Raw genomic sequence first — 12,299 nt, 5'->3', positions numbered from 1 at the left:
AGGGCAGTAAACCCGCGTTTTCTTGCGGGTTTTTAATAGGAGTAGCAGATGCAGGTAACGCGGATAAAGCAGATAGCGCAGCAATTAGAGCATGCAACATGTTCTAAGCCGTTTTCCGTTCTTGGGCCAATTGAAACAGGAAGTAAAACTAAGATTCGAGTATGGCGTCCAGACGCATCATCCATCGAAATAAGTTGGCCAGATACCGCATTGCCAAAGGTTATGCTGAAACCGCTCACTGAAGCTGGTTTATTTGAGGGTGAAATTACAAAGGCCCAAAGTGCGCAGGTTTATTGGGTAACTATCCACAATAAAGCCGATAGCTACACCTATTGTGACCCTTATCAATTTCTTGATAATGCATACCACGCTGTGCATTACATCGACAGCAAACCAGAAAATCTGTATCACCAAGCCGGTGCTCAACTCATTACTATTACACCTGAAAAAGGGGAGGCACTCGCTGCCACTCGTTTTTGCGTGTACGCGCCAAACGCTTCTTCAGTTTCATTAATTGGTGACTTTAACCAATGGGACGGACGCTTACATCCAATGGAAAAAACCTCATTGGGGTATTGGGTATTGGTTGTTCCAAACCTAGGCGAAGGTGAACGTTATAAGTATCAAATAAAAGATGCCCACGGGCATGAACTACCGCACAAAACCGATCCTCTAGGGTTTAGTGCTGAGCAGTACCCTTCTCATGCGTCAAAGATATTTAACCACGATAAGTACCAATGGAACGACGATGCATGGCTAGCATCTCGTAAACAAAATAAATACGCCAACCCTATGAGTATTTACGAAGTGCACCTAGGTTCGTGGAAGCGCCCCGATGCAGACAGTGGTCAGCGTTATTTAACTTATGAAGAGTTGGCCGACGACCTCATTTCTTACGCAAAAGAGATGGGCTATACCCATCTTGAGTTATTACCGGTTTCCGAGTTTCCGTTTGATGGTTCGTGGGGCTATCAGCCAGTGGGCATGTTTGCGCCAACAAGCCGTTTTGGTAACCCTGATGCATTTAAATACTTCGTCGATAAGTGCCACCAAGCTGATTTAGGGGTAATTATTGATTGGGTGCCCGCTCATTTCCCAGAAGACGGGCACGGTCTTGCTCGCTTTGATGGCAGCCATGTTTATGAATATGAAGATCCAAGACGAGGCTGGCATCCAGATTGGAATTCGTGCATCTATGATTTTGGCAAGCAAACCGTTCGTCAGTTTTTGGTTGCTAATGCGTTATTCTGGTTAGACAAATTTCACGTGGATGGATTACGAGTAGATGCGGTTGCTTCTATGCTTTATCTCGATTATTCCCGTAATGAAGGCGAGTGGATCCCGAATGTGGATGGCGGGAATGAAAATTACGAAGCCATTAGCCTGCTTCGCTGGATGAATGAAGAAGTATATAAACACTATCCTGACGCCATGACTATCGCCGAAGAGTCCACATCCTTTCCGAAAGTATCACGACCTGTGTTTGAAGGTGGGTTAGGATTTGGCTTTAAGTGGAATATGGGCTGGATGCACGACTCGCTAACGTATATGGCCAAAGATCCTGCTTATCGTAATTACCATCATGGTGAAATTACCTTCAGCATGGTTTACGCCTTTGACGAAAATTTCGTGTTGCCTATTTCTCATGATGAAGTGGTGCATGGCAAGGGCAGCTTATTGCACAAAATGCCCGGTGACGAATGGCAGCAGGCCGCTAACGTGCGGTGCTATGCTGGCTTTATGTATGGGCACCCTGGCAAGAAGTTAAATTTCATGGGCAATGAATTTGCACAAAGCAAAGAATGGAACCATGACACCAGCTTAGATTGGCACCTTCTGGAACATAAAAAGCACAGAGGTATTCAAAGCTTATATAAAGCATTGAATCAGTTTTATACCAGCACTCCAGCTATGTACGAACAAGATCACAGTCATCATGGTTTTGCTTGGATTGACCATGAAAATGCTGACCAAAGCGTGGTGTCTTTTGTTCGCACGTCGCTAGATGGTAAGCAAAAAGTATATGTGATTTGTAACTTTACGCCTATACCAAGAGAACATTACCGCGTAGGGGTAGATGGGGCCGGTGAGTTGGCGCTTGCACTAAATACCGATAGTCAGGTATTTTGGGGTAGCGATTATCCTGTGGACAGCCATGTCACGCCCACGCCGGTAGCATGGAATAACCGAGACCACTCGATCAGTATTAATTTACCCCCTTTATCTACTGTATTTTACATTACGAAATAGGAATTACGTTGGACGCGAAACAGAACGTCACAAAGGTAAACCATGTTTTATTAGGTGAAGCGTTTCCATTAGGTGCTACGCCTTATGATGATGGGTGCAACTTCGCTGTTTATGCGCCAGATGCGAAAGCGGTGGCGTTATGTCTCTTTCACAACGATACCGAAGAACCTATAGAAGAAATATTGCTGCCTGAAAAAAGCGGCGATATTTGGCATGGTTTCTTTCCCAATGTAAAAGCAGGTCATTTATATGGCTACAGAGTAGAACGTGGGGAAGGGCAACTTCATGGTGTGCCTACCGATAAGCTACTTATTGACCCTTATGCAAAAAAACTAAGTAGACCCATTCATTGGGATGCTAGGCAATATAAATTCGACTCGCAATTTATGGTGCCTAAGTGTGTGGTGGTGGCAGACGCCGATTACCCTGAAAGTGTTATTCGCAAGGTCGAGATCCCGAAACACAAACGTATTGTTTATGAAGCGCATGTGAAAGGGTTAACAAAGTTACACCCCGATGTGCCAAAAGAACACAGAGGTAAGTACCTTGGGGCAAGCCACCCCGCGGTGATTGCCCACTTAAAAGCGCTAGGCATTACCACGGTTCAGTTCATGCCAATGTGCTCCTTTATGCCAGAGCCTTACATTACGGAAAAAGGGTTAACGAATTACTGGGGCTATAACCCAGTTAACTTTTTCGCGCCTGAACCTCGCTATGCCAGCAAAGATGCGTTGGCCGAAATTAAACATATGGTTGATGAGTACCATAAAGCGGGGCTTGAGGTAATTGTTGATGTGGTTTACAACCACACGGCAGAAGGCGGTAAAGGCGGCCCTATTTTGTCTTACAAAGGTTTCTGCCCATATCAAGCGTACCTGCTAGAGCAAACTAAGCGGGGAGAGTTGGTTTATTCGAACCACTCTGGTTGTGGTAATACTGTGCATACGTCACATCCTTACATGATGACACTCATACTTGATGCCATGCGCTTTTGGGCAACCACTATCGGCGTAGATGGTTTTCGCTTCGACTTAGCGGTAACCCTTGGACGAGAGCCTCAAGCTTATAACAAATATGCTGGGTTAATTCGCGCCATCGGGCAAGACCCCGTATTAAAGCAAACCGTTTTACTGGCTGAGCCCTGGGACATTGGGCTTGGTGGCTATCAGGTGGGTAACTTCCCCACGCCATGGCTAGAAGTGAACGATAAGTACCGAGACACTGCGCGCGCGTTTTGGCGCGGTGACGAAGGTTTAGCGGCTGATTTTGCTACTCGCTTTATGGGGTCTCGCGACCTATTTCATAAAGGCTACCGTCATATTTCCACATCGGTGAATAACATCACCTACCACGATGGTTTTACCCTGCATGATTTAGTGAGTTACGCTGATCGCCATAACCTAGCTAACCTAGAAGAAAATCGTGATGGTCACGGGCATAACTTATCAGCTAACTATGGTGTTGAAGGTGAAACCCAAGATAAAAATATATTGGCACTACGTGAACGCCAGAAGCGGAATTTATTCGCCACGCTTATTTTCTCACAAGGCACGCCGCATATTTTAGGGGGCGACGAACTAAGTCGCACGCAAAACGGTAACAACAACGCCTACTGTCAAGATAATCCAATCAGTTGGACGCAATGGGAAATGAACAAGCGTCAGCAAGATTTCCTTAGTTTTTGCCAGTATGTCATTCGCTTAAAGCAAGGTTCTACCTTGTTAAGCGAGATAAAGCTAGAAGACGACCATTACTCGTTATCGAAAAATGTCAGCCAAATTAACTGGTTCAAACCTGACGGCACCGATAAAGCCTCTGAAGATTGGAACGCGGCACACAATAAAGCTTTTGGTGTTGAAATTAGAGGGTGCGCGGTAGGTGAACAAACCCCAGAGCATTGGTTTATGTGTGTAAATGCCAGTGACAACGACGTAAGGTTTAATCTGCCCAGTTTGTCACCGAAAGGCGGCTGGACTTTGCATTTAGATACTCGCTACGCTTCTCTCAGCGAGCAACCCAAAATCTGTATTCAAAAAGTATTTTTACAAGCGGGTAAGTCTCTTACCTTGTTTAGTTTTAACGAATTTACCTCGTAAGCTTTACCTCTGACGAAAAAAATAGCATACCGAACGTATATTGCCACGGTATGCTGTTCTTTATTGGTACAGGTGGTATTATGCTCTCCCATCTGAATGTGAGGGTTTTTCTATGCAAAATGAAGGTGGAAATAAGCACGCCACAACAGCGTGTGATATTGGTTTTATCGGTTTAGGTGTAATGGGTAATAACCTTACAATGAACTTGGTAGACCACGGTTATCGAGTAGCGTGTTTCGATTTAGACCAGCATAAGGTCGATGCTATTCTTGCAAAAGACGCCAGTGAGCGAGATGCCAACGCTGAACCTCGCGTTGAAGGTTGTAGCTCTTACACCGAATTACTTAGCAAACTAAAAGCCCCTCATCTTATTATTCTTTCTGTTCCTGCCGGCGACCCTGTCGACCATGTGTGTAATCATCTTATTGATGCGGGTATTCATGCTGACGATATCGTGGTGGATACCGGTAACAGCTTGTGGACAGACTCTGTTGCACGGGAAGAGCAATACAAAGGCAAGTTTATCTTCTTTTCTACTGCGGTTTCTGGTGGTGAAGTAGGGGCGCGCTTTGGGCCATCATTAATGCCATCAGGCAACCCTTATGCGTGGACCCGTATTGAGCCGGTACTTAAAGCGATTGCCGCTAAGGTCGATCCTGAAACGGGTAAACCTCTTGAGAGTTTCGTGCCAGGTAAACCCATATTAGAAGGTGAGCCGTGTGCCACCTATATTGGCCCAGTTGGCGCAGGCCATTATGTGAAAATGGTACACAACGGTATTGAATACGCTGATATGCAGCTTATTTGTGAAACCTATCATGTGATGCGCGAAGCATTGCAAATGTCGCCTTCTGACATTGCAGCCGTATTTAGACGTTGGAATGAAGGTAAGCTAAATAGCTACCTAATGGAAATAAGCGCCGAAGTGCTCGATCAACTTGATCCAGATACCAAGCAGCCTCTTGTCGACGTCATTTTAGATAGAGCAGGGCAAAAAGGCACGGGTCTTTGGACTGCGGTAAGTGCATTGCAAGTTGGTAGCCCAGCGCAAACCATTACGTCTGCTGTATTTGCGCGCAGCATTTCTAGCTTGAAAGATGAACGTGTGGCAGCAAGTAAAGTACTTTCGGGCCCTGAACCTGTGGTTCATTCTGATGAGCAAAAAGAAGACATCATCAATAAATTAGAACAAGCTTTATACTGCTCTAAAATTTGTGCATATGCGCAAGGCTTCCAGCTAATGGCTATTGCTGCCAAAGAGCATGGTTGGCAATTAGAGTTTGGTGAAATAGCAAAAATTTGGCGCGCAGGTTGTATTATTCGTGCCGTTTTCCTACAGTCTATTTCTAAGGCTTATGAAAACAACGAAGAACTGTCGAACCTGCTGATGGACCCGTTCTTTGCAGAACAGATTTCAGAGTTTCAATCTGATTGGCGTCAGTCAATTGCGCAAGCCACTATTGCAGGCGTTCCATGCCCTGCTATGATGTCATCACTAAGTTACTATGATTCCTATAGAACGGCGGTGCTGCCAGCTAACTTGCTACAAGGTCAACGGGACTTTTTCGGTGCCCACACGTATCAACGTATAGATAAGCCTGCGGGTAAAAAGTATCACTTAGAATGGAGTGATCCCCAACGCCCGCAAACTTCTATAAAACGCTAACACGGTTCCTGTACTAAATTGAAAGGTGTGCCAGGTTCTTTTGGCGCACCTTTTTTCTTTTTAAGGGATGAATTTTAGGAGAAACGATGTCTGAGCAAAAATGGCAAGAAAGGCTGTCTGAAGAAGAATACCGAGTGTGCCGCAATGCCGGGACAGAGCGACCATTCACCGGAGCATTGTTAGATGAAGCCCGAGAGGGTACTTATGTTTGTAAGTGCTGTGGAGCGGATTTGTTTTCATCACAAACTAAGTTTGATGCTGGTTGTGGTTGGCCCTCTTTTTTTCAGCAACTTGAAAACGACAATGTTGGCTACCGAGATGACAATATGCACGGTATGCACCGTGTAGAGATTTTCTGTAAACAATGCGATTCTCATTTGGGGCACGTGTTTCCAGATGGCCCAGAGCCAAGCGGTCAGCGCTATTGCGTGAATTCAATTTCACTGACATTTAAAGGTAATGGTGACGTTGTGGTAAAAGGCTAGGCACAAGCACTGAATCTATTTCTTCAAGTAAAAAATATTTCGCAAGGTAAACAGTCGAACAAAAAATGCACAGCAGTAGTTTCCTTAACGTAAAAAATGAAAAAATCCGCTCATGTTTGGCGGATTTTTTCATTTTTTAGCACTTATTTTTGACGAAAAAAATGTAATTCATTTTCATTATTACAGTCTATATAGCTTAAGTGCACTCGCATCGAACTGGCTGTTATCAAGGGCAGAGACAATATCACTAACCACGCTGTCTAAAATATCAACCGGAAGATTAAATTTTTGGCCAATTGATTCTCTTCTAGCTGAGGGGATGTTTTCGTCAAAGTGTTCGCTTACGCCTAGCCATACATAAGCCATTCTATAGTTTTCTCTATCCGTACCTAACGACACCAATGATAAGTACACCGCACTGTCTATGTCATCTGCATCTTTGTATAGGCTTAGTGCTTTATACAAGGTATTAATTGTGCGCTCAGGATCCGTTTTAATTTGCGCCGAGGCCAAAGAAATAAGTAACTCAGGATCGTTAACTTTGTTGCTCGCGGCGTAGCGCTCAAACCGGTGAAACGCCTCTTTGTCATTGTGACGAGACCAGTGGTAATAAGAAAGGTAAGGGTCAAGGGAACGTTTAGTCTCGCGGGCTAATCGGGTAAGTTCGCGTTGAGCAGTAATGACTCCCTTAAGGCGGGTGGCTTCTTTGCCTTTACGTTTTATGTGCTCAATATGCTGTGCTTCTTCCACGCAGACCAAGTAATCTTCAAACGCTAATAATAATGGGTATTTGAACGCGTCTGAGGTATCTGTTTGGTGGTTGTATCTTAACCTTATGATGTCGGCCCGCTCGTGACGACAACGTGCATCTAGACTTAAATCTAAACACATTTCACTGTTGGTTTCGCAAATTTCACTAATAGTGGGTTCGAACCAATCGCTACATCCAGACAGCATGACGGTCATCGATAGCGTGGTGATAACATTTTTATAACCTGTTGGAAAATTACTAAATAAAGTGCCTAGAACAGGCAGATTTTTTGATTTCATGAAATTTATCAACAATTTGGTCATCCTTGTTTGTTTCTTTAAGATACTGCTCGTCACCGTCAGACGAAATCTTCACCTAGTGTACCCTAAAATATTAAAAAACTGACGTGTCACATACCGTTAATTTACGTCGATAAAGGCAAAAACATGAACCAACAGTTTGAGCAGGAATTACAAAGCAGCTGGCAAGAGCGTCAGGAATACGCGGAAATGATGTTGCCCCTTATCGGTAAGCTATACCGAAATAGCGCAGTAGAAATTTCAGTTTATGGCCGCTCTTTATTAAATGCCAGTGCAACTGATGTGATCAAAGCGCATCGCAAAGTACGCTTGCACGAGGGAGTAAAATTGCGACTTCGGGAGAGTTTCCCAATTTTACTTGCGCTGAGCGAAATGCAGATTGCCCCTGCTCAAATTGATATTGGTAAATTGGCCTTCGACTTTAATTACGGTTCGGCGGTAGACAACGACGACTTAAATGCATTTTTAAGTGAGAAGTTAGGCGACGTTATTGATAAAGAGGACGATCAGAAGCCTCAAGACGTTGTACTTTATGGATTTGGTCGTATAGGTCGTTTGTTAGCGCGTTTGTTGATAGAACGCCAAGGTAAAAACAACAAGCTACGTTTACGCGCCATTGTGGTACGTGGTGGGCGCGATGGTGATTTGGAAAAACGTGCTAGCTTACTTCGCCGTGATTCAGTGCATGGGCCATTTAACGGCAGTATCTCTATCGATCATGAGCGTAATGCATTAAAAGCAAACGGTTCATTTATACAAGTGATTTACGCGAACAGCCCAGACGAGGTTGATTACACCCAATACGGTATCGACAACGCTATTATTGTTGATAACACGGGTATATGGCGTGACCGCGATGGTTTAGGTTTACACCTTAAAGCGAAAGGTGCGTCTAAAGCAGTACTGACGGCACCAGGTAAAGGCGATATTAAAAACATCGTACATGGGGTAAATCATGACGAGATTACACCAGACGACACCATTCTTTCAGCAGCAAGTTGTACTACTAATGCGATTACGCCAGTGCTTAAAGCGTTGGATGAAGAATATGGCATTGAAGACGGTCATGTTGAAACGGTGCATTCATACACCAATGATCAAAATCTAATTGATAACTATCACAAGGGTGACAGACGCGGTCGCAGTGCACCACTTAATATGGTTATTACCGAAACCGGCGCAGCAAAAGCGGTATCGAAAGCTTACCCTAAGCTTGCTGGCAAGCTAACGGGTAACGCTATTCGCGTGCCTACGCCGAATGTATCACTGGCTATTTTGAACCTTAACCTAGCGAAAGGCACAGATAGAGTAGCAGTGAATGAATTCTTACGGGATGCCGCACTCTTTTCTACCTTACAACACCAAATCGATTACACCGCAAGTAAAGAGATTGTCTCTACCGACTTAGTGGGCTCTCGCGCAGCGTCAGTGGTAGATTCCCAAGCGACTATTGTGGCTGATAAACGTCTTACCCTTTATGTTTGGTACGATAACGAGTTTGGTTATAGCTGTCAGGTAATGCGTGTTATTCGGGATATGGCAGGGCTTAGTTTCCCCACACTGCCGCTTTAATATTCAATTTGAATAAAAACCGACCGCTTAGGGTCGGTTTTTTATTTGTGTAAACAAAACCGTGCCGCCAAGAGGCATAAATAGCGCATTGGCACATGGTATTTGTGTTACTGACTATGCTAAATTACCGCTAAAATTAAGAAGAGAAACGACAGTTTATGCATATTTCTAGTCAATTCGATAGCGGCAACATTGACGTGTTAAGCGCTGAATCGGTTGAAGACATCCGTCTTGCCATTCCAAAAGATAATCAATCTGAGTTTGCCCAGTGGTTTCATTTTCGCTTAGTTGGCGAGACGTTTGTTACCCACACAATGACCTTAACTGATTTAGCAAAGTCGGCGTATCCAGATGGCTGGAAAGACTACAATGTGCTTGCATCATACGATCGCCAAACCTGGTTTCGTATCCCCAGCGAGTTTGATGGCGATAACCTCACATTCTCTCTGACACTCGAACAACCTAGTGTTTATTTCGCTTACTTCATTCCTTACAGCTATGAAAGGCACTTAGATTTAGTGCACGATGCGCAAATGTCACTGCTATGTGAACATCGTTTTCTAGGCTTAACACTAGATGGCCGCGATATGTCCATGCTAGTGATTGGAGAAGAAACCCCGAACAAGAAAAAAGTATGGGTAACTGCCAGACAGCACCCAGGTGAGACGATGGCCGAGTGGTGTGCGGAAGGCTTAATTTACCGTTTGCTAGATGAGCAAGACGGACTGGCGCGACAATTGCTGGATAACGCTGTGTTTTATGTAGTACCTAACATGAATCCTGATGGCAGCGCACGGGGTCACTTGCGCACCAACGCGGTAGGCACCAATTTAAACCGCGAGTGGGCTACGCCTAGCGCTGATAAAAGCCCAGAAGTACTTTATGTCATGGACGCAATGGAAAACATAGGCGTAGATATGTTTGTCGATTTGCACGGTGATGAAGCACTGCCGTACAATTTTGTGGCAGGCTGTGAAGGTAATCCAAGTTATTCTGATGAAATTAAAGCGCTAGAAAATACGTTTAAAGATGCGCTACTAAATGCAACGCCAGAATTTCAAGATGAGTTTGGATACGATAAAGACGCGCCAGGTGAGGGGAACCTAACCGTGGCAGCAAATGCAGTAGGTGAGAAGTTTAACTGCATGTCTTACACCGTTGAAATGCCATTCAAAGACAATGTCGATGTGCCTGATGAAATTTATGGCTGGTCTGTTCAGCGCAGCAGACAGCTAGGTGAGGATTTACTTATTGCCGTAAATGCCGTAGTAAAGAAGTTAAATGGTTAATACGTTAAATTAGCATCACAAAAAAGCCCCTTTTCATCGGGGCTTTATTAATAAATACAATAATAGAAATCATAACAACAAGATAATAAAGGGGTGATACCTTGGAAGGGTTATATAGTTTTCTCGTCATACTGGATGGTTTTTTAGGCGGCGCAGGGTGGTTTCCTTACGTATTGCTAGGTGTAGGTCTTTTCTTCACTATCTACCTTAAATTTCCTCAAATTCGTTTTTTCAAACACGCTTGGCAAGTGGTAACCGGTAAGTTCGACAAAGAGAGCGACCCAGGTGATACCACTCATTTTCGCGCACTTACTACCGCGCTATCAGGTACGGTGGGTACCGGTAATATCAGTGGTGTGGCGTTCGCCATATTCTTAGGTGGCCCAGCAGCATTATTTTGGATGTGGGTAACGGCCTTTTTAGGTATGACTACGAAATTCGTTGAAGTTACCCTTTCTCACAAATACCGTGTGAAAACCGAAGATGGCACCATGGCGGGTGGTCCCATGTATTACATGGACAGACGCTTAAACATGAAATGGCTAGCGGTGGCTTTTGCCATTGCCACGGTAGTGAGTTCATTCGGTACTGGTAACTTGCCGCAAAGTAACGGTATTGCGCAAAGTATTGAAGCCACATTTGGTTTCGAGCCTTGGGCAGTAGGTAGCGTGCTAGGCATTTTACTAGCGCTCGTTATCCTTGGTGGTATTCAACGCATTGCAGCCTTTACTGCGCGAGTCGTGCCGGTAATGGCGGTTATTTACCTTATTGGTGCACTAGCGGTTATTTTCGCAAACGTTGAGAATATTATTCCTTCTTTTACCGCGGTAATTAAAGATGCATTTACAGGATCTGCTGCTGCAGGTGGCTTCCTAGGCGCATCACTTGCGTATGCGTTTAACCGTGGTGTAAACCGTGGTTTGTTCTCAAACGAAGCGGGGCAGGGTTCTGCGCCAATTGCGCATGCTGCGGCTAAAACAAAAGAGCCTGCGTCTGAAGGTATGGTGTCACTACTTGAACCTTTCATCGATACCATCATTATCTGTACGGTTACTGGTTTGGTTATCTTGTCTTCTGGTGTATGGAAAGAAAAGCATGAAAACGTATTCGATCGTTCTGACATGCTCTTTGTTCAAGGCCAATATGACGATAGCGATCAAGCCGATGTCGATAAGCTTTACGGTTACCTAAATGACGTAGAAGGTAATGAGATAACAGCGTACACAGGTAGCATCACAGTAGTGAACGGCACTGCGGTTAGCGACGGATTTACCTTACTGAATTCACGCTCAGTTGCTGAAGATGTTAAATACAACATAGGCAGCGAAGATTTATTTACCGGTACACTTAAAATTGAAGAGGGTAAACCCGTACGAGATAACCTAGAAGTGAGCGGTAAATCCTTGGTGCACTCAGCTGCACTAACGACCATCGCCTTTACCCGTGGTTACTTTGGGCAGTTTGGGCAATACATAGTATCTATCGGGCTTCTGCTGTTTGCTTTTTCTACAGCCATTGCATGGTCGTATTATGGTGATAGAGCGATGACGTACTTGCTTGGTCCCCGTTCGGTAATGCCATATCGGGTTATCTACGTAGCTGGCTTTGTATGGGCTGCGTTTTCTGATACCACTTTGGTATGGGCATTGTCGGCAGTGGCCATTGTAGTAATGACTTTACCTAACCTATTTGGTATTGTGCTGCTCTGTAAAGAAATGAAAGAAACCGTTGACGATTATTGGTCTAGACACAAAAAATAATCGCTAGTGTGAACGTGGTGTGCAGGCCAACGTGGTAGCCTTTTAAGTTTGGCTTTCACACCACAATTTCAATTAAATTATATTAATGCTCATCTGCCTTTGAATAGGCT

8 protein-coding genes are annotated in these 12,299 nt (G+C 44.5%); 7 read left to right on the top strand and 1 reads right to left on the bottom strand.

Features of this window, described 5'->3' with window-relative positions; genetic code table 11:
* Positions 1 to 48: 48 nt before the first annotated feature.
* The 4 genes from glgB (at position 49) to msrB (ending at position 6,497) form a co-directional block, all read left to right on the top strand.
* Complete coding sequence (glgB, locus tag ALT761_RS12165) at positions 49 to 2,250, top strand: 1,4-alpha-glucan branching protein GlgB (protein ID WP_129739031.1); 2,202 nt, start codon at positions 49 to 51, stop codon at positions 2,248 to 2,250.
* 8 nt (positions 2,251 to 2,258) lie between these two features.
* The gene (glgX, locus tag ALT761_RS12160) at positions 2,259 to 4,346 is read left to right on the top strand and encodes a glycogen debranching protein GlgX (protein ID WP_013783649.1); all 2,088 of its coding nucleotides are present in this window, start codon (positions 2,259 to 2,261) and stop codon (positions 4,344 to 4,346) included.
* A gap of 112 nt (positions 4,347 to 4,458) precedes the next feature.
* The gene (gene gndA / locus ALT761_RS12155) at positions 4,459 to 6,012 is read left to right on the top strand and encodes an NADP-dependent phosphogluconate dehydrogenase (protein WP_129739029.1); all 1,554 of its coding nucleotides are present in this window, start codon (positions 4,459 to 4,461) and stop codon (positions 6,010 to 6,012) included.
* Between the two features lie 86 nt (positions 6,013 to 6,098).
* Positions 6,099 to 6,497: a peptide-methionine (R)-S-oxide reductase MsrB gene (msrB, locus tag ALT761_RS12150; RefSeq protein WP_129739027.1), complete on the top strand. Its 399-nt coding sequence runs from the start codon at positions 6,099 to 6,101 to the stop codon at positions 6,495 to 6,497.
* Between the two features lie 180 nt (positions 6,498 to 6,677).
* On the opposite strand, the gene ALT761_RS12145 is transcribed toward msrB, so the two are convergent.
* Positions 6,678 to 7,547, bottom strand: coding sequence for a DUF2989 domain-containing protein (locus ALT761_RS12145; protein WP_232043445.1), 870 nt, complete (start codon positions 7,545 to 7,547; stop codon positions 6,678 to 6,680).
* A gap of 147 nt (positions 7,548 to 7,694) precedes the next feature.
* On the opposite strand from ALT761_RS12145, the gene ALT761_RS12140 reads away from it, so the two are divergent.
* The 3 genes from ALT761_RS12140 (at position 7,695) to ALT761_RS12130 (ending at position 12,189) form a co-directional block, all read left to right on the top strand.
* Positions 7,695 to 9,140 carry a glyceraldehyde-3-phosphate dehydrogenase gene (locus tag ALT761_RS12140; protein ID WP_013783653.1) on the top strand — a complete coding sequence of 482 codons (1,446 nt, stop codon included), beginning with the start codon at positions 7,695 to 7,697 and terminating at the stop codon, positions 9,138 to 9,140.
* A gap of 158 nt (positions 9,141 to 9,298) precedes the next feature.
* Entirely contained in the window at positions 9,299 to 10,429 is a 1,131-nt protein-coding gene (locus ALT761_RS12135) for a M14 family metallopeptidase (protein WP_129739023.1), read from the top strand.
* A gap of 101 nt (positions 10,430 to 10,530) precedes the next feature.
* The gene (locus tag ALT761_RS12130; RefSeq protein ID WP_129739021.1) at positions 10,531 to 12,189 is read left to right on the top strand and encodes an alanine/glycine:cation symporter family protein; all 1,659 of its coding nucleotides are present in this window, start codon (positions 10,531 to 10,533) and stop codon (positions 12,187 to 12,189) included.
* Positions 12,190 to 12,299: the final 110 nt, after the last annotated feature.

This window comes from Alteromonas sp. 76-1 (assembly GCF_900654235.1).
Lineage (GTDB): Bacteria > Pseudomonadota > Gammaproteobacteria > Enterobacterales > Alteromonadaceae > Alteromonas > Alteromonas naphthalenivorans.
Note: the sequence above shows the minus strand (reverse complement) of the source record. Positions and strands in the feature narration are given on the sequence as shown.